Raw genomic sequence first — 17451 nt, 5'->3', positions numbered from 1 at the left:
GAGCAATCATGGGGAATCCGCCAACCGACCTTGGCGATCTTGCGCACGCGATTCAACTGGCCCTCGCGCCGGTCTTTCTGCTCACCGGCATCGCTGGCATCCTGAATGTCATGACAGGGCGTCTGGCTCGGATCATCGACCGCGGTCGGTACCTGACGGAGCGGGAACTGCCGCCCGCCATGGTCGCATCGTCCGCCTATCGAGTCGAGCTGGCCAGTTTGGAGTTCCGGCGCCACTTGGCGAGCTCCGCCATCGCCGCCAGCACGCTCTCGGCGCTGCTGGTGTGCGTGGTCATCGCGTCCCTCTTCGTGCAGGTGCTGCTGCAGGTCGAGCTGCGGTGGGTGGTGGGGGCGATGTTCACCGGTTCGACATTGGCTCTCGTCGTGGGGCTGGGCTACTTCCTGCGCGAGGTCCACTTGGCCACCAAGACGGTGCGCATCCCAAGCGCTACCCCGAGCGCGTGATGCCACTCACGACCCGAGCCACCTTCCGCATCAACCTGCTCCTTGCGCTGCTCGGTGCGGTGGTGGGCGCCCTCGCCGCGATCCCCTGACCTGGTGGGCAGGTGTTGTCAGGCGCCCCGCCGGCGGATCTCGCCAATCCTCTCGGAACATGCGGCTTGGGATCATGGGGCCTGTTCGACCGATGCTTGCCTGGTCGTCGCTCCGCAGCGTGCCGCTTTGGCGTGCCGCGCTTGAACCCACCATCGGGGCCCTTGTCGGGGCAGCGCTCGGCATGGCCACCGGTTCAGAGGCGTTGTTCCTGCTCGGAACGGTAGCTGGGCTCGCGCTCCCCGCGTGGCGATTGAATCGGGTCTATCGCGAGGTTCCCCGCCTCGACGCCGCGACGGCCAGCGAAGGACTTCCCCTGGAACCGTGACCCTTCTCCGATCGGAGACGTCGGCATTCACTGCGCTGCGTCGAGATTCCCACGCGCACCACTGCCCCGCTGCTGTTCCCCGTCGGATGCCGCTACACTTCGTTTGATGCAGCGCCTCACTGGCCTCCCTCGCGCGATCGCATCGCTCAGCGGCGTGTGGTTCGTGCTGTTCACGCTCCTGCCAGGGAGCCTGCGGCCGTGCCCAATGCACCCGGGTGCGCACGGCTCCCCGGCGCCGATGGAGATGGCGGGGCACCATCACCACGCACCGACCCCGCCGATGCCGGATGCGCACGACGGCTGCGATTGCCTGGTGACGTGTTGCGCGTTTCCGGCGATGCCGGCTGAGCCGGCACCCATCGTGGCACGCGTCGTCGCCTTGCCACACCTTCCGCCCGCCAGCGCCACGCCATCCCTCGCGCCGACCCGCGCCCGGCTCCTCCCCTTCGCCAATGGCCCTCCGGTGCTGCCCAGCAGCTGACGCACTTCGCGTCTGCTGCTCGTTCCACGGCACATACGGATCGGAGCGCAACGCGTCATGTCGCACTTCAAACTCGAGGCGGCCCACTGGGCCCTGGCCCTCGTGGTGATCACCGCGTGCACCCGGGGCGATTCCCGGGTGCACATCGAGCACGTCGCGTTCACGCGTGACGTGCTGGGCGCGGACGTGGCCGGGTACTTCACCGTCCGGCTCGATGGCAGCCCTCTCGACTCGGTGGCCGAAGTGTCGTTGGCGGAGGCCCAGATCGGCTCGATGCAGACCGTCCAGGCGCACCGCTCGACGGTCGGCAGCAACTCGCTCACGATGATGATGCCGGTCGGTCCGGTCCCGATCGGGCCCACCGGAATCCGGCGATTCGCCCCGGGTGGCTATACCGCCGTGTTCTACGGCATGCGGCGGCCTCTGGTGCCGGGCGATTCGGTCACCCTGACCGTCACGATGACGAGCGGTCGCAAGGCGAGCGTGGTGGCCCCCATTCTCGTCTACGACAGCCTCGAAGCGGCGCTCGATCCAACCTCCCTGACGCGACAATCCACCGACGCACCGACGGCGATGGAGGGCGCTCGACTCTATCGTGCCAACGGCTGCGCCAGCTGCCACGGAGCGGAAGGGCGGGGCGACGGCCCGGTGGGCCATACGCTGGTACCGCCGCCCCGCGACTTCCGCCTCCCGACGTCGTTCAAGAGCGGCACTGACGCCCAGAGCATCGCGCGCACCCTGGCGATCGGCATGCCCGCCGGCGGGTCGATGCCCCTCTTTGCCCATCTCACCAATCACGAGCGACGCGCATTGGCGCTCTACCTCGTCTCGCTACGCACATCACTTTCCGAACGGAGCAGCACACCATGACCGCCATTGCAAGCACCTCCCTGCGCGGCATTGCCGCGTTCCTGGGCGTCACCCTGATTCCCGCCATCGCGCTCTCGGCGCAGGCCGCCACCGTGACCGTACGCGACGTCTGGGTCCGCGAGGCTGCCGCCGGGCGTCCCACCACCGCCGCCTTCCTCATCCTCGAGAACAAGGGTGATGCCGTCCGCGCGCTGATCCGCGGCACCGCCAGCGTCGGCGACACGCTCGAGCTGCACGAGATGAAGCGCGACAACGGGATGATGCGGATGTCGCCGGTGGCGCGTATCGAGATTCCGGCCCACGGCGAAGTCGCCCTGCGCCCCGGTGGACTGCACCTGATGATCTTCGGCCTCAAGGCCCCGCTCACCGTTGGCGACACCGTTGCGCTGACGCTCACCTTCGACGATGGCAAGACGCTCTCGCTGAAGGCCCCGGTGCGCGCGATGCAGGGGATGCCGTGATCCGGGCCGTCCGAGCTTGCGGGCTACTGCTGGCGTTGTTGACCACGGTCGTGGGCTGTTCCGGGAAGCCGCCGGAGCAGCCCGCGATCGGCGGCGACTTCACGCTGATCGACCAGGACAGCGCGCGTTTCGAGCTCGCCTCGCTGCGCGGCAAGGTTGTCCTGGTCTTCTTCGGCTACAGCCAGTGCCCCGATGTCTGCCCCACGACCCTTTCCAAGCTGTCGTCGGTGGCGCGTCGCCTCGGCGCGCAGCGGGCAGAGATGCGGGTGGTGTATGTGAGCGTGGACCCGGAGCGCGACACGCCCGCCGTGCTCAAGGCCGACCTGCAGAACTTCGACCTCGACGCCGTCGGCGTGACCGGCACGCGCGCCGAGATCGATCGGGTCGTGGCGATGTACGGGGCCAAGTATGAGATCGTCCAGACGCCGCAGTCGGCGGCGAAGTACACGGTGAGCCACTCCACAACGCTGTACCTGCTTGACAAGCAGGGGAAGGTCGTGGAACAGTTCCCGTACGAGGCGACGGCCGATGAAATCGCCGAGGCAGTGCGAGGACGACTCGCGCCCTGACCACGGAGTCGTGAGGAGGTACGTCATGCTGGCGGAATGGGGATGGGACGCCGAGTGGGCGGTCGCGCTGGCCGCTCACGGGTCCGCCGGCGAGCAGGCTGCGCGTGTGACCGCCCAGGAGCGCGATCGCTGGGCTGTGCAACTGGAGCACGGTCCCGCCGAAGCACGCCTCGTCGGGACGCCTGATTGGCCGCTGCCGGTAACCGGCGACTGGGTTGTGGTGCGCCCCGGCCCGATGCCCGGCGATCCGTGGTCGATCATGGGAGTGCTCCCCCGTCGCACCGCCATCTCTCGCGGGAGTGCCGGCGAGGGGGGCACCGAGCAACTACTCGCGGCCAACGTCGACGTCATCTGGGTCGTGCAGCCGCTCGACGCGCCGACCAATCCGCGCAGCATCGAGCGCTATCTCGCCGTGGCATGGGAGAGCGGTGCGGTGCCGACGGTCGTGTTGACGAAGGCCGACCTCGTCCCCGAGCTGGCGGCCGCGCGGCTCGAGGTGTCGGCCGTGGCGCTCGGCGTTGACGTGCATGTCGTGCGCGTCGACGATGCCGCGAGTGTCGCCGCGCTGTCGGCGACCCTGCGCCCGGGACGCACGGTGGCACTCCTCGGGCCGTCCGGGGCCGGCAAGTCGACGCTCGTCAATACGCTCGCGGGGGCGCATAGGCTGGAGACTGGCGAAGTGCGGGCGTTCGATCGCAAGGGTAGGCACACCACGACTCGCCGCGAACTCTTCCAGATCGAGGGCGGCGCCCTGCTGATGGACACACCGGGACTGCGCGAACTGCGGATCTGGACGCTCGACGAAGGACTCGCCGGGGCATTTCCGGAGATCGACGAGCTCGCGGCGACATGCCGTTTCCGGGATTGCCGTCACGACGCCGAGCCCGGCTGCGCCGTGGTGGCTGCAATGGAGGCGGGGCAGCTGGCCGCGGACCGACTCGCGAGTTATCGCAAGCTCGTCGCCGAGGCGGCGTGGATCGACCGCAAGAGCGACCCGCTCGCTCGAGCCGCCGCGGTGTCCGAGCACAAGACGGCGATGAAGACGATGAAGCACCACCCCAAATACCGGCGCGGCGAGGGGTAGGGCGACAGAGTGGCGACCGCCGGGGTGGACAATTGGGGGATCCGGGAGTCACTTGGATGGAGAGTTCGAGTCGCCTTCTCTGCGATCCCCAGGAGAGTCCGTGGCTTCCTTGCTTCCGCCGCCCCAGACGCTCCCTCGCGCGATCGGCACCGTCCTGTTTGGTGTCGCGGTCTTCATCGGGCTCTCGTTCCTCGACAGCAGCCGCGTCCAGGATCTGACATCCCTTTCGTTGAGCATCGCGGGTGGCGTTACCGTCGGGACCATATTGGTCGCGCTCGACTTCGGGCAATTGGCGCCGGGCCATCGACTACCACCTCGGCAAGCGATCGGCCTCGCGGCCGTCCAGCTCGCATTGCTTGGGTGGCTTCTGACTCGCTTCCTCCACGGATTGGACTGGGTGGTGCTCGTGCTCGTCGGGGTACTCGCTATCCCCGGGCTCTTCCTACTCGTCAGTGGGGTGCACACCCTGCGCGCCATCGAGCGGTGAGTGTTGGCCACGGCGGCAGCTTCAGTGCCGCGCTCTTTCGCTACCCGGGCAAGGGCGGCTGGCACTTCGTCCCGGTACCCCCGCTAGGCCCCGTCCGCGTTGGGTCACACCGGTGACCCAAGGTCTGGCGTCGGGTCGACCAGCGTCTGGCGCGGGAAGGATGGGCGGACACTGCTCGCGGGCCTCCTCTCGACGGCCTCGGCGCAAGCGCCCCGCGTCATCGAGAACCCACGACCTACGTGGAAGCCGAGTGAAGCGGTGGCGCTCTCCACCGCGCCGACGCTCGTTATCGGCACCGACGGGGGGCCCGACTACGAACTCTCGCGCGTTCGAGGGGCGGCACGACTGCGGGATGGCCGCATCGTCGTCGCAGATGCCGGCAGCCTGACACTGCGCTTCTACGATGCTGCGGGGCGTTTTTTGAAGTCCGCCGGAGGAAAGGGGGGAGGCCCGGGCGAGTTTGAACAGATGGACTCGTTCTGGCGGTTGCCGGGGGACACCCTCGTGGCAGGTGGCATGATGCCGGGAGACCTCTCGTACTTCACGGGGGATGGGAAGTACCTGTTACGGCTTGCGAAGACACCACCGCCGCCGCCACCGGGCGGCGGGGCCGCCTCGGGGATGCGACTCACCCTGGCGCCGCTGGATGGACGCGGCCAGCGCGTCATCGGGTATCTGCCGATGGGTCGTCCACGCGCCGCGGGTGGCCGCTCCGTCGATTCGTTTCCGGTGGCGATCGTCGATCAGAAACACATCGAGACGCACCGCATCGGCAGCCTGCCATCAATGTCTGTGACCATGGACGAGGGCGAGCTGCGACCGCCCTGGTTCGGCGCCCAGGCAGCCTTTGCCGCGGACGAATCGCGGGTCTATTACGGCCTTGGACTGGACTACTCCGTCCAGGTCTACTCACGGAGTGGAAGCCTCTCTCACACGATTCGCAGGGCGTGGACGCCGCGCAAGGTGACCAAGGCCGACATCGACAGCTATGTCGTCGAATGGGGCAAGCGCTGGATCAAGTCGACGGGTGCCGCGGCCGAAGCAGAACGCGTCGACCTGCGCAACGACCCCTACGCCTCCGTCGTGCCAGCATTCTCGCAACTGATTCCCGACGCCATCGGCCGCCTCTGGGTTCGCGAGGCGCACCTCGCCGATGCGCCAGGCGCCGGACAGCTCAACACCACCCCGCTCGTGGCCAGCACCTGGAGCGTCTTCGACGCGGCCGGCCGCTGGCTCGGTGATGTCACCATGCCGGCACGGTTCCTTCCGCGCGATATCGGAGCCGACTATGTCCTCGGCACCGCGCTCGACGCCGACAATGTCGAGACCGTCGTGATGTACCGGCTCGCGCCCCGAGGGGCGCGCTGACCGGCTGACCGGCTGACGCCATGATGCGTTGACCCCCATCAGGAGGAGCTGATGCGCACAACCGGTTGGGTGATCATGACGTTCCTCAGTGTCGCGGTAGCCGCGTACGCCGCCGCCGTGCTGCTCGTCCCCGGTTTCGGCCCGCCGTTCGTTGCCGACCGCCGAGCCATCACCCCACTCGCCGTCATTGCCCACCTCGCCGGTGGCCTCACCGCCCTCGCCCTCGGCCCCTGGCAACTCAACCGCTGGCTCCGCACCCGCTACCTCGCCCGGCACCGCTGGATCGGGAAGGCCTACGTCGTCGCCGTCATGATCGGCGGCCTCGGTGGCCTCGCCCTCGCGCCGCTCGCGCAGGAAGGGTTCGCCTCGCACCTCGGCTTCGGCCTCCTCGCCACCCTCTGGCTCGCGGCGACCCTGCTCGCGTACCGCTCCATTCGAGACGGCGACCACGGCCGCCACCGCGAGTGGATGATCCGCTCCTTCGCGATGACCCTCGCGGCCGTCACGCTCCGGATCTACATCCCGCTCAGCGTGATCGCCGGCATTCCGTTCAACGAGGCCTATCCGGCCATCGCCTGGCTCTGCTGGGTCCCGAACCTCATCCTCGCGGAGTGGTTCATCCTCGATCGCCGGCGGGTGCCCGACGCAATCGCCTGACGGCGGTGTGACGGGCCGTTGCCACCTGAAACTTGCGCGGCACGTCCCCGTACTTTACAATACAAAGTGCTTTACCGTCTCCCAGGAGAGGCCCGTGCGTCCTTGCCAGCCCAGTCCGTCGGTCACCGCATGACAGCCCCGGAGCCCGAACCGACCCCGCTGCACGACCGGGCCCTCCAGGACCTGTCGTTCATCCGGCGCACCATGGAGGGCGCCGCCTCCTTCACGGATGTCCCCGGCAAGGGGCTGGTGGCACTCGGGCTGATCGCCATCGCGGCGGCCTTCATGGCCTCCCGACAGCCCACTCCCGATGCATGGCTCACGGTGTGGCTGGTGACGGGTCTCATCGGCGGCCTCGTGGGCAGCGGAACCATGTACCACAAGATGCGCCAACGGATCGGCGCCGGCGGTGCGTTCTCGCTCAGCGCTCCGGCCCGGAAGTTCTTCCTCGGCTACTGGCCGGCACTGCTCGCCGGCGCGGTCCTCACCGTCGCCCTGATCGATCCGGGCACGCCGGGTGTCGAGGCGCACGTGACCGAACGACTCCTCCCTGGTGTCTGGCTGCTGCTCTACGGCGTCGGCGTCACCACGGCCGGGGCGCATTCGGTTCGCGCCGTCCCGTTGATGGGGATCGGATTCATCCTCCTCGGCACGACCGCGCTCTTCTGCTCCGCCCTCGGCGGCGACCTCATGCTCGCCCTCGGCTTCGGCGCGCTACACATCGGCTTCGGTGTCCACATTGCCCGGCGGCACGGTGGCTAAGCCGCGCGGCAGCGCCGCCCGGGCGCACAAGCCATCTGCCACCGAGGCACCGGCCTCGAAGGCACCGGGCCCGAACCTGCAGGCCATTGATGGGGATGTCTCGATGCCGATGTCGCTCGATCGGATCATCCACGAACGGATGCGCCTCGCGATGGTGAGCGCGCTAGCGGTGCACGACACCCTCTCGTTCAACGAGCTGAAGTCGCTGCTCGACACCACCGACGGCAACGTCTCGGTGCACGCCCGGAAGCTCGAGGACGCCGGCTACATCACCTGCACCAAGAGCTTCGAGGGCCGTGTGCCGCGCACCGAGTTCCGCCTCGCCCCGGCCGGACGCCAGGCGCTCGAGGAGTACCTCGGCCACATGGAAGCGCTGATCCGTCGCGTGGGAGGCGCCTGATGCCCGCCGGGATTCCCTCGCACCTCGCGATCATCATGGACGGCAACGGCCGCTGGGCCACCTCACGCGGGCGTCCGCGCTGGATGGGGCACGCCCGTGGCGCACGCACCGCCGCCGAGATCGTGGCGCACTGCGCCCGCCTCGGCGTGGCGGACCTCTCGCTCTACGCCTTCTCCAGCGACAATTGGAAGCGCCCGCGCGAGGAAGTCGGCTTCCTCTTCGACCTCTTCGCCTCGCACCTCGAGAACAAGCTGGCCTCGCTGGTCACCCATGGCATCCGGCTCTCGATCTTCGGCCGACGCGATCGCCTGCCGACCAAGCTGGTGATCGCGATCGAGGAGGCCGAGCGCCGCACCGCCCATGGAACACGGATGCATCTCCACGTGGCGATCGACTATTCCAGCCGCGCCGCACTGGAGGACGCCCTGCCACGGGCTGACCATGCCACGCGCACTGCCCTGTTGCCGTCGGTCGACCTGCTGGTGCGTACCGGCGGGGAGCGGCGTCTCTCCGACTTCCTGCTGTGGGAAAGCGCCTACGCCGAGCTCGCCTTCCTCGACGTCTGCTTCCCCGACTTGAGCACCGACGACCTCGACGCGGCCTTCGCCGACTTCGCCCGACGCGATCGACGCTTCGGTGCCGTTCCGTCCATTGCCTCCCCCCTGGAGCCCGTCACATGACCGTCGTGCAGATTACCCAGTACGCCGAAGAACCGGAGGCGCTCGAGGCGCTGTATCGCCGTGACCCGGCGCTCTTCAACCGTTCGTTCGCCGAGGCCTTCCGGGCGGCGCCGCAGTCGCCAGTGCTCCGTGCCTGGCAGGCCCGGCTCAACTATCGGGAGCAGTCGGATCAGGCGGCGACGCGGCGCGGCGTGATGATGGTCATCCTGCTGGCGCTGATCTCCGGCGCGGCGGTCCGCCTGCCGGCGCTGGCCCTCACGGTGGATTGGTACTATCCCCGCTTCGCGCCGATGATCGTCATCCTCGGACTCTGCACCTACTTCTGGATCGCCAACCCCGACCGCCGACGAATCATCCTCGGTCTCGGCGTCGCCCTCAACACCGGCATCTACGTCTCGCTGCTGCCCGGCTTCAAGGATTCGGTGGTGATGGCGCTGATTCACCTCCCGATCCTCTTCTGGGGCGTCCTCGGCCTGGCGTTCACCGGGTCAGCGTGGCGTGACACCGATGCCCGCATCCGCTTCATCCGCTACAACGGCGAGATGGTGATCCTCGTCGCCCTGGTCGGCCTCGGCGGCATGGTTTTCAGCGGACTGACCGTGGCGCTGTTCGAGATGGTGATGAAGGACAGCGCCGAGCAGTACTTCGAGAACATCGGCATCTTCGGCGTCGCCGCGGTCCCCGTGGTGGCGACCTACCTCTATGACGTCGTCTTCCGTCGGCGCACCGGGATTCCGGCCGTGCTCGCGCGCGTCTTCGCCCCGCTCTTCCTGGCCATGTCGACGATCTACCTCGGCGTCGCCTTCCTCGGCGGGCAGAACCCGTTCCTCGACCGCAGCTTCCTGATCACCTGCAATGGCCTGCTGCTGGTGGTCCTGGCGATCACCGTCTTCTCGATCGTCGAACGCGACGCCGATTCGCCCACCGGGATCGTGGACACGATCAACGTGGCGCTCGCCGGCGTCACGCTGGTGATCAATGCCATTGCCCTGTCGGCGATCGTCTTCCGGCTGGCCTCCTACGGCTTCACGCCGAATCGTGTCGCGGTGCTCGGCGTCAACCTCGTGATCATGGTCCACCTCGCCCGTATCTGCTGGTCCTACCTTGGCGTGGTGCGCGGGCGTGCCAGCTTCGCGACGATGCGGCCCGTCGTGGCTGGCTACCTCCCGGTCTATGCCGTGTGGGCCGCGCTGGTGACGTTCCTGCTCCCGGTGGTGTTCCGCTTCGCCTAGTGCTGGCTGACTGGCCCGCCCTGAGGAGGGGCGGCATATTCCGCTCGGTCGATTCCCCACACGCCCGAGCCACCCGATGAGCGATTCCCTCTCGCGCCGAGCTGCCCTCAAGGCACTCGGCGCGGCCGCAACCGCCGGCCTGATTCCCACCACGCCGACTCTCGCCACACCGGTCACGGGTCGGCCCGCCCCGTTGCCGACCGAACCGATCGGCTCCCCACAGGCGACCGGCGAGATCGTGCCGCTGACGAGCACCAGCGAGGTCTTCACGCCGGCGCGTGGCGACTCCTTCATGCGCTTCTCGTTCGACTTTCCGGAACCCTCGGTAGTCTTCGGGCCGCACCGCTTCGGCTTCGTCCTCTTCACCAACGAGAACACCTACTCGCTCGACATGGCGCGGATGCGGGCCGAGGGGAACGACGACGCCATGCGGCTGACATGCGACTCGTTCGTCTGGGCCGGTGGGCAGGAGAAGGTGCCGGGGAAGTTCGAGGCGACCTTCAGACGCGGCGGCCAGACGATCGAGTGGGACATCGTCGTGACCATGCCGCACCCGGTGAAGACCGTCACCACGGTGATCCGAGACATTCCGAAGGGGCCGGTCTCCTTTGGCGGCGGGGGCTTCGTCAATCCGCGCGAGGGCGACTTGTTGGGTGGCTACACCTTCGGCGCAGGGGACCTGCACGGCGCCTTCTCGCCGATCGGGATGACGACGCCGATTGCGGTATTGCAGGCGGCGGATGCCGACTTCCTCGCCTTCTCGACCCTCGACGATCGCGTCCGCCCGAAGCGATTCCTCTTTCAGCAGGGTGAGAAGGGCTTCCGGGTCGAGGCGATCTACGAGCATGACGCCTGGCGGAACGACACCACCCTCAAGGTGCCAACCTGGCGATTGCTGCGCGCCACGACCTTCGAGGGGGCGATGACGCCTCACATGGCGCACATTGAGCGCGCGTACGCGCTGCCGACCTACGAGACCCGCCCCGACGCCCCGGCGTGGATGCGCAACGTGGCCCTCGTCACGACGTTCCACGGGCAGCACTATACCGGCTACGTCTTCAACGACTACGCCAAGCAGCTCGAGATCCTCCGCTGGATGGCGACGCAGATCGCCCCCGAACGGGTACTCGTCTTCCTCGCATCATGGGATGGCCGCTACTACTGGGACTACCCCAACTACACGGTGCCCGAGCGGATGGGCGGCGAGGCAGGCTTCCGGCGGCTGATCAGCGAAGGCCAGAAGATGGGCTTCAAGATGATGCCGATGTTCGGCGCCAACTCGGCCAACCGGCAGCAGCCTTCCTGGGAGAAGATCAAGGGCGGCGCGACCTACAAGCTCGACGGCGACCTCTACAACCTGAACTGGGTCGATTGGAACAACGATCGCCATCAGGACGGCTGGCTCACTTACATGAACCTGGGCCACGACGCCTGGCGGAACCACATCACGGGGCGGATCGCCGAGACGATCGAGCGCTTCGGCGTCGATGCCTACTTCCTCGACATCGTTGGCGGGCACGTCAACGCGACCACAGGCGACATGCACGAGGGGACCAAGCGGATGATCAGCGACCTGCGGACGCAGTTTCCCAAGGTCGCCTGCGTCGGGGAGATGCCGTACGACGCACTCTACGGCTTCATTCCGATGTTCCACGCGGGTGGTGGTGGGCGGTGGCGGAAGTACGCCCGCTTCTTCTCGCACCTGAGCGCCCCCGCCCCGGGACGCGGCAGCAGCGGCGTCCACGAGGCGGGATTCCAGCGCTTCAACACCGAAACCCTCGGGCTCTCGCCCAACACCATCCCGACGCTGCAGGTGGTCGACGACACCTTTACCGTGCACCGCGAGACGATGGCCGCGGTCATCGCTCGCGCCAAGCAGCGCGCCGGCCTCGGCTAGCGCGCGCCTGCGCGCACCATCCGGACGCCGAAGATCGGCACGATGCGCCCAGGCGGAGTGGCCTGGAAGCGCACGGTGACCTTCGTCTTGCCGCGCACGAGTGTAGCCGGCACGGGATATGTGGCGTCCCAGTAGCCCACCGCGTCCGGCTTCGCCTCGAAGGTCCCCACCACCGTGCCATCGACCAGAACCTCGAAGTTCCCGGCAGCCGGCATCAGGCCCATCTCATTCAGGTAGGTCACGACGACCGCCATCGGCGCCTCGGCATCCACCGCGAGCTGGTAGGAGAACCACCCCCCTCCCGCGCGATTGGGCTTGCCGTCGGCAGTACCGGCAGGCCGGTTCGCGGGCTCGCTGACGTATCCCGCCGCGGTCTCCTCTGCGACCACACCCGGGTGCACCACACTGACGGTGGCGGCCTCCAACCGACGGACGCGTTCCCGCTCGGCCGCAATGGCACCAACCCGCGCATCGAACTCCGCCGTCGTGATCACGTCGAAGTAGTTGCTATACCGTCGGCGATGCGTCCGATAGAATGGCTTCAGTGGGAGGTCGGTCGGCGGCGCCGGTTCGGCCGGCACCCTGGCGACCTGCTTCGCCGTGAAGTCACCTGGCGCGCCGGCGGGCAGCAGCCACTCGGTGAGCGGCTTGTCATCCGTCACCAACGCCGGGATCCTCGCCACGCTCGCGCCTTCACCACCGCGGCTCGGCCCATGGTCACCCGCGAGCACGAGCGGGCCCCACATGACGGCCGTGACACGCTTGTTGTCGGCTGTTGGCTCAAAACGCAGAGTCTTCGGCAGGCTCATCTCGATGGTGTCACCGGCCTTCCACTGCCGCGTGATGCTCACATACTGACTGGGCGGCAGACCCGACTCGTCGATCCCGATCCGCCACCCGCCGGCGGCACCTGCCCGGAAGCTCGCGATCGGCGGCTGGGGCAGCTGGCTGCCGTTCACGCTGACGGCGTAGCCATCGCCCGCCCACGCAGGGCGACGGAGGTGGATGGTCACCGGCTTCAGCGATCCGGCGACGACCTTGATCCGTGCCGTGTCGCCGTCCGGGAAGCTCGTCTCCTGAACCAACTTCATCCCGGAGGCAAAGTCGGCCGAGCTGGGGACGAAGAGATTCACCCAGGCCTGGTCGACGTGCTCATAGTAGATGCCATCCCCATGCAAGGCGTGGCTCTCCATCCCGCTCCCGACGCAGCAGGTGAAGTCGCGCTGCATGTCCTGGTATTCCTGCGTGACGCCACGCCCGGCCGGTACCATGTAGGAGGTCGTACCGTCGGCCGGATCGATCGACGCCAGGATGTGATTGAAGAGCACGCGCTCGTGGAAGTCGCCGTACTCGACATCCGGCCGGAACGAGAAGAGCCGGATCGAGAGCTTGCGCATGTTGTAGGCGTTGCAGGTCTCGCAGGTGCGGCCGTCGAGGCGATTGCTCAGCTGGTCCGGCATCCCGAAGTACTCGGCCAGGCCGTGCCCGCCGGTCGCGTAGGTGTGGTGCTGCACCACGCGGTCCCAGAAGAAGGAGGCGGCGACGATGTCGGCAGGGTCGCCGGTGTAGCCATAGCGCGCGGCCGATCCGATCAGCTTGGGGATCTGACAGTTGCCGTGCTTCCCGGCGAGGTTGTCCTGGTGCCGCTTGAGCGCTTCGGTGAACGCCAGGTGCTCAAAGCGATGCGACAAGTCGAGCCAGCGCTTGTTACCGGTGTCGGCGTAGAGGTCGGCAAAGACCTCGTTCATGCCACCGTACTCGGTCAGGAGCATCTTCTGCACCTGCGCCTCCGACAGCGGCGCCAGCACCGACTCCGCCCACGCGGCGTACTTGATCTCGAGCGCCAGTGCCGTGGCGTTGCCGGTATGGCGGTACGCATCGCGGAGTCCGGCGAAGGTCTTGTGCAGCGTATACCAGGGGGACCAGAGGCCGTTCAGGTCGAAGCCACCGGAGCGGATGTTCCCCTTCGAGACCGCACCGAACGCCTCGCGCAGCCCTTCGAGGGCGCCGAGGTAGCCGTCACCGTTCTTGAGCTGGACCTCCTGCATCTCCTTCACGAGATAGTCTGCGCGCGCCTTGAATCGGACGTCGCCCGTGGCCCGGTACATCAGGCTCACCCCTGACAGGTGGTGGCCGGCGATGTGCCCCGTGAGGTTGCGACCCCCGCCGTCCCATCCTTCGTACGGCTCGGCCTTCTTGGGCAGTCCCGCACGCAGCCGATAGTGGGCCATCATCCGATCGGGATCGAGCGCGAGCAGGTAGCTCGCGGTGACATCCTGTGCGCGCTTCAGTGGCCCGCCAAGTACCCGCACCTTGTGCAGCGGCAGTGGACGCGCCTTCAGCATCCGCAGCTCGAAGGCGCGGATCGTCGGGTCGATCGTCGGGACCGCCTCCGGCGGCTCAGCGGCGATGTCACTGCCGGTGAGAGGCCCCAGCGTGAAGGCGGCGGCAGTGGCGGCAGACTGCTGCAGGAAGTTGCGGCGATTGGTCGGCATCAGGGACGCCCCTTGGCTGGAACCGTCAGCGCACGCTCGCCGATGCCGGGCTGCTTCATCAGCGCTTCGATGTCGGCGATCTCGATCGGCACGAAGGCGGACAGCACCTCGTAGCCCGTCTCGGTGATCAGGATCATATCCTCAAGCCGGACGGAGAGTTCACCGGCGCCGTCGATGGTCATCTGCGGTTCGATCGTGAAGATGTAGCCTGGCTCCAGGGTCCGGGTGATGTTCGGCACGTCGTGCACTTCCATGCCGACGGTGTGGCCGAGTGAGCCGCCCCGGCCTGTGCTGCCGGCAGGGGCGGGCTTGTAGCGGTCCATCATCGCCTGCGCGGCCGCCTTGATCCGCGGATCGGTGAAGCGATACCCCGCCATGATCGACTGCATCTTGACGTACGCGCTGTCCATGACGGCGCGCGCGGTCACGTGCGGGCGGATGGAGGTCAACACCGCCTGATAGAGACGGAGGTAGATGGTGTAGTACTCGCGCTGCCTGGGCGTGAACTTGCCGTTGACCGGCCAGACGCGCGTCACGTCGGCGGTGTAGTTGCCGAGGTCGGGGGCCCAGTCGAACTGCAGCAGCTCACCGTCGACCAGCGTGCCCCGGTTCTTGTGATAGTGGGTGTACTGCATCCGCGGCCCGCCGGCGATCAACGGGAAGTACGACGTGCCATACGCCCCGCCCCGCTTGTAGACATACTCGGCCGGCGCCTCGAGCTCGTGCTCGAGCATCCCCGGTTTGGTGTCCCGCATCGCTTCCATGATCCCGAGTCCGGCGAGACGGCTCGCCTCGCGGATCAGCGCGATCTCTCGCGGCGTCTTGAAGGCCCGCAGCGAGTCGAGGATCGGATCGAGGTCCTTGATCTGCGCCGCCGGCACCGTGCGCTTCACTGCCGCCACGAACAGCTCCTCCCGCGAGACGCGCCCGTCCCAGGGATCGGCCTTGGAGCGACGGAAATAGCCGGCGACGTCACTAGCCGATTCGCTGCTCTGCGTCTCCGGTCGGAAGGGGGTGTAGATGACGCGACCGTCCAGCGCGGCGAGCATGACCGCAAAGGAGTCGCGAGGCATGACGGCGTCGACGCCGGTCACCCGCCGAGCGGAGTCGGTCGCCGTCAGATAGGGCCCGTACTGGCGGACTCTGGGCGTGGCGGCATTCAGGAAGAGTGTCGTACGCTTGGTGCGGCCATCGATGATCAGCATCGCGCGTGGCTCGATGACGCCACTCAGGTAGAAGAACTGGTTCCCCTGCCGCAGCGTCCATTCGCCGCGGGCCTCGGTGGCGCCCTGGATCACTGCCACCCCCTCGCCGATGTGCTCCGTCACCTTGGCGCGGTGGGCGGCGAACTCCTCCGGCGGGAAGACGTCGGTGAAGCCGCCTTGCGCGGCCATTGGCGCCGCCGAGAGGACGAGCGCCACTGCGGCGATGCTGGTGCGACGTGCCATGCGGTCCGTTCCTTGTGGTGGTTACTTCCGGGTGAATGCAGGGGGCGTCATCAGGAGCCGGGTCCGCGGGTCGAGAACCACATCCCGTGGCGCCCGCGCGCTCGGGATCTCGATCCGCGTGCTCGCGCCCGCGAACGGCATCGTCGACACTGTCGTGGCCGCTCCGATGCTGTCAGGCACGATGCCCACATCCAGCGAGAGGCGGTACGGCGCACCGGCCTGCGTCTGCCGAAGCTCGATGACGACCACCTTCCGGGCGTCATCCCAGCTCCATGTCCCCGTGATCGCGGGCGAGATGGTACGATGCAACCACTGCTCGAAGAACCAGCCAAGCGACTGGCCCGACACCTCTTCCATGACCCGCTGCAGGTCATCCGACGAGGCATTGGCATCACGGTAGCGCTTGGAATATTCGCGGATCCCGGTGCGGAAGACCCCATCGCCAAGCTGGACGCGGAGCATGTGGAGGACCCAGGCACCCTTCTGGTAGACCAGGTTCGGGATCACCCCGCGCAGGTCCGCCGGGTTGGCATGGACCACCGGATGGTTGACCCGCGTCTCGGCGGCCAGTGCCGTGGTCCGCGCCCGCTGGAGACCCGCGACGAAGGCGTCGCGCCCGTCATAGTGCTCGGTGAAGAGCAGCGTGAAGTAGGTGGCGAAGCCTTCGCTGAGCCAGGCATCGTCCCAGTCACTTTCGGTCACGGCATCGCCGAACCACTGATGTGCAATCTCATGCGCCACGAGCGACGTCTGCGGCGTGGTGCGGACGGTGTTCTCGCCGTAGAAGATCGCGCTGGCGTGCTCGGTCCCGCCGCCGCCGAAGGCTGCCGCCACGTTGGCCAGCTTCTCGTACGGGTAAGGCCCGATGTAGTCGCTGAAGAACTCCATCGCCTGGCGGGCCGGTGCCTCGTAGGTCAGGATGCCGTTCTCGAGCTCCTGATAGGCCACCCAGGTCTGCAGCGCCACGCCCCGGACGGTGCCGGCGTGATGCACCGCAAACTGGGCGACGCCGATGGCATTCAACCATGACGAGATGGGCACCGACTGCGCCCAGTGCGTCCGCTTGGTGCCGTCCCCCCGGGAGATCTCGGACTGGAGCAGTCCGTTGGCGACGACCGCATACTTGGTCGGCGCCGTGACGATGAACTCGCTCGTCGCCTTGTCCGAGGGGTGGTCGATCATCGGCAGCCACTGCCGTGCCTGGTCGGGCCAGTTCCACGAGAAGAAGCAGCGCTCCTTGAACTTGTTGAGTCCCACCATCAGGCCGCCGGCCGGAATCCCGTGGTACCGCACCCGGAAGCGACGCAGCTCACCCGCCGCCGGCGCACGGCCCAGCGTCATGGTGAGGCGGTTCTCACGATGCGTGAATGGCACTGCCACGCCGTCGCTGGTCACCTCGGCGACTGCCATCCCCTTCCCGTTCGCGATGCTCGCGAGGTCGAGGAAGTAGCTGGTCAGTCCGCCCTTGGTGAAACGCACCGTGACCGTGGCGTCGCCGACGAGGTCGTCGGTCGAGTCGTTGAGCGCGAGTTCGAAGCGATAGTGCTGCACGTCGATCCCCGGCTGACGCGGGTAGGCGTCGCGCATGGTCGGCGGCGTACCGACAAGGCCAGCGGATAGTCCGACAAGGGCCAACAGATGCATCGCGAGCTTCTCCGGGTGCCGTGCGTGTGAGATGAAG

Annotated in this window: 18 protein-coding genes; 15 read left to right on the top strand and 3 right to left on the bottom strand. The window is 67.7% G+C overall.

What is annotated here, in order from left to right:
• Nucleotides 1-8 precede the first annotated feature (8 nt).
• From IPG05_09950 to IPG05_09880, 15 genes are all read left to right on the top strand, one after another.
• Nucleotides 9-464, top strand: coding sequence for a DUF2721 domain-containing protein (locus IPG05_09950; GenBank protein MBK6495410.1), 456 nt, complete (start codon nucleotides 9-11; stop codon nucleotides 462-464).
• Nucleotides 465-645: 181 nt separating this feature from the next.
• Nucleotides 646-879 (top strand): hypothetical protein, encoded by a 234-nt coding sequence (locus IPG05_09945; protein ID MBK6495409.1) that lies wholly within the window; start codon nucleotides 646-648, stop codon nucleotides 877-879.
• Nucleotides 880-985: 106 nt separating this feature from the next.
• On the top strand, nucleotides 986-1360 hold the full coding sequence (locus tag IPG05_09940) for a hypothetical protein (GenBank protein MBK6495408.1): 375 nt from the start codon (nucleotides 986-988) through the stop codon (nucleotides 1358-1360).
• A 57-nt stretch (nucleotides 1361-1417) separates the two neighbouring features.
• A complete protein-coding gene (locus IPG05_09935; GenBank protein MBK6495407.1) occupies nucleotides 1418-2230 on the top strand; it encodes a copper chaperone PCu(A)C in 813 nt (270 codons plus the stop codon).
• Complete coding sequence (locus IPG05_09930; GenBank protein ID MBK6495406.1) at nucleotides 2227-2691, top strand: copper chaperone PCu(A)C; 465 nt, start codon at nucleotides 2227-2229, stop codon at nucleotides 2689-2691. The genes IPG05_09935 and IPG05_09930 overlap by 4 nt, the downstream gene beginning before the upstream one ends.
• Entirely contained in the window at nucleotides 2688-3260 is a 573-nt protein-coding gene (locus IPG05_09925; GenBank protein ID MBK6495405.1) for an SCO family protein, read from the top strand. Before IPG05_09930 ends, IPG05_09925 begins: the two co-directional genes overlap by 4 nt.
• 25 nt (nucleotides 3261-3285) lie before the next feature.
• The gene (rsgA, locus tag IPG05_09920) at nucleotides 3286-4344 is read left to right on the top strand and encodes a ribosome small subunit-dependent GTPase A (GenBank protein ID MBK6495404.1); all 1059 of its coding nucleotides are present in this window, start codon (nucleotides 3286-3288) and stop codon (nucleotides 4342-4344) included.
• 100 nt (nucleotides 4345-4444) lie between these two features.
• Nucleotides 4445-4831, top strand: a complete 387-nt coding sequence (locus tag IPG05_09915; protein ID MBK6495403.1) for a hypothetical protein — start codon at nucleotides 4445-4447, stop codon at nucleotides 4829-4831.
• A 258-nt stretch (nucleotides 4832-5089) separates the two neighbouring features.
• A complete protein-coding gene (locus tag IPG05_09910; protein ID MBK6495402.1) occupies nucleotides 5090-6199 on the top strand; it encodes a hypothetical protein in 1110 nt (369 codons plus the stop codon).
• Nucleotides 6200-6250: 51 nt separating this feature from the next.
• Nucleotides 6251-6856: a DUF2306 domain-containing protein gene (locus IPG05_09905; GenBank protein ID MBK6495401.1), complete on the top strand. Its 606-nt coding sequence runs from the start codon at nucleotides 6251-6253 to the stop codon at nucleotides 6854-6856.
• A 129-nt stretch (nucleotides 6857-6985) separates the two neighbouring features.
• Complete coding sequence (locus tag IPG05_09900) at nucleotides 6986-7618, top strand: hypothetical protein (protein MBK6495400.1); 633 nt, start codon at nucleotides 6986-6988, stop codon at nucleotides 7616-7618.
• Nucleotides 7619-7721: 103 nt separating this feature from the next.
• On the top strand, nucleotides 7722-8018 hold the full coding sequence (locus IPG05_09895) for a transcriptional regulator (protein MBK6495399.1): 297 nt from the start codon (nucleotides 7722-7724) through the stop codon (nucleotides 8016-8018).
• On the top strand, nucleotides 8018-8698 hold the full coding sequence (uppS, locus tag IPG05_09890; protein ID MBK6495398.1) for a di-trans,poly-cis-decaprenylcistransferase: 681 nt from the start codon (nucleotides 8018-8020) through the stop codon (nucleotides 8696-8698). Before IPG05_09895 ends, uppS begins: the two co-directional genes overlap by 1 nt.
• Nucleotides 8695-9930, top strand: a complete 1236-nt coding sequence (locus IPG05_09885; GenBank protein MBK6495397.1) for a hypothetical protein — start codon at nucleotides 8695-8697, stop codon at nucleotides 9928-9930. The genes uppS and IPG05_09885 overlap by 4 nt, the downstream gene beginning before the upstream one ends.
• A 76-nt stretch (nucleotides 9931-10006) precedes the next feature.
• Nucleotides 10007-11827, top strand: a complete 1821-nt coding sequence (locus IPG05_09880; GenBank protein ID MBK6495396.1) for a hypothetical protein — start codon at nucleotides 10007-10009, stop codon at nucleotides 11825-11827.
• On the opposite strand, the gene IPG05_09875 is transcribed toward IPG05_09880, so the two are convergent.
• The 3 genes from IPG05_09875 to IPG05_09865 are packed head-to-tail and all read right to left on the bottom strand — an operon-like array spanning nucleotide 11824 to nucleotide 17357.
• On the bottom strand, nucleotides 11824-14322 hold the full coding sequence (locus IPG05_09875; GenBank protein ID MBK6495395.1) for a glycoside hydrolase family 127 protein: 2499 nt from the start codon (nucleotides 14320-14322) through the stop codon (nucleotides 11824-11826). The two genes, IPG05_09880 and IPG05_09875, sit on opposite strands and share 4 nt — an antisense overlap.
• Nucleotides 14322-15752: an aminopeptidase P N-terminal domain-containing protein gene (locus tag IPG05_09870; protein ID MBK6495394.1), complete on the bottom strand. Its 1431-nt coding sequence runs from the start codon at nucleotides 15750-15752 to the stop codon at nucleotides 14322-14324. Before IPG05_09870 ends, IPG05_09875 begins: the two co-directional genes overlap by 1 nt.
• 39 nt (nucleotides 15753-15791) lie before the next feature.
• Nucleotides 15792-17357 carry a M1 family metallopeptidase gene (locus tag IPG05_09865; protein MBK6495393.1) on the bottom strand — a complete coding sequence of 522 codons (1566 nt, stop codon included), beginning with the start codon at nucleotides 17355-17357 and terminating at the stop codon, nucleotides 15792-15794.
• Nucleotides 17358-17451 lie beyond the last annotated feature (94 nt).

This window comes from Gemmatimonadota bacterium (assembly GCA_016704275.1).
GTDB lineage: Bacteria > Gemmatimonadota > Gemmatimonadetes > Gemmatimonadales > GWC2-71-9 > Palsa-1233.
This window is presented reverse-complemented; position numbering and strand designations above follow the sequence as displayed.